The following is a 682-nucleotide window of genomic DNA, read 5'->3' on the forward strand; positions in this document are numbered from 1 at the left end:
AGTTCACCGGTTTGACCGGCGATGAAGAGGCTTTACAGGCTCTGACGCGCCGCTACCGCGTGACGTACGGTTATGGTGAGAAAGACGATGCTGGCAATTACGATGTATCGCACTCCAACGCTGTCTTCGCTTTCGGCCGTGATGGCGACGCTCAGCTACTGATTCGCGAAGATGACCCTAAAGAGGCTGTGATGGCCGACCTGAGCCGCCTTCTGGCGCATTGAACGGCGTTGCAGTAGCCAGCCGGGTACTCCATCATTGACTCGGCTGGCAGAAAAAAACCCCAGCATTATAGCTGGGGAATGGGCTTTGCTCTGATGGGAGAAAGAGCAAATAAAGCTATGTCTCAAAAGCTATGTTTCAAAAACCATGCCTCAAAAGCTAGGCCTTAGCAAAGGCTAGGTCTTAGCGCGCAAATCGTCATCCTTATCACGCTCTAAAAATTGCTGAGTAGTATCGTCCAAGTGCTTACTCAGCCAATCGGCCATGGCTATTTCTTCCTGAAGGATCTCTTTACAGACTTGGGAGACCTCAGGTTGTGACGCCATATCAGCCGCTTTGATAATGGCTTTATAACTCGCTATCTCAAAATTTTCGAATGCGAAACTCGCAATGCCGCCTTTGACCACCTCATCTTCAGCCATCATGCCGCCGACAGCCTGACCAAATGCGGTTAACTCAG

Annotated in this window: 2 protein-coding genes; one reads left to right on the forward strand and one right to left on the reverse strand. The window is 50.6% G+C overall.

All coding sequences use genetic code 11. The features are described from left to right. Positions 1-224 (forward strand): SCO family protein (locus tag CXF87_RS12210; RefSeq protein WP_198556088.1); only part of this gene is annotated, 224 nt, incomplete at its 5' end. Between the two features lie 174 nt (positions 225-398). Here the strand turns inward: CXF87_RS12210 and CXF87_RS12215 are convergent. Further along, positions 399-682, reverse strand: a 284-nt coding sequence (locus CXF87_RS12215) for a DUF892 family protein (RefSeq protein WP_157826534.1), incomplete at its 5' end; no start/stop codon positions are given.

It is taken from the genome of Halomonas sp. MES3-P3E (genome assembly GCF_002836035.1).
Lineage (GTDB): Bacteria > Pseudomonadota > Gammaproteobacteria > Pseudomonadales > Halomonadaceae > Vreelandella > Vreelandella arctica.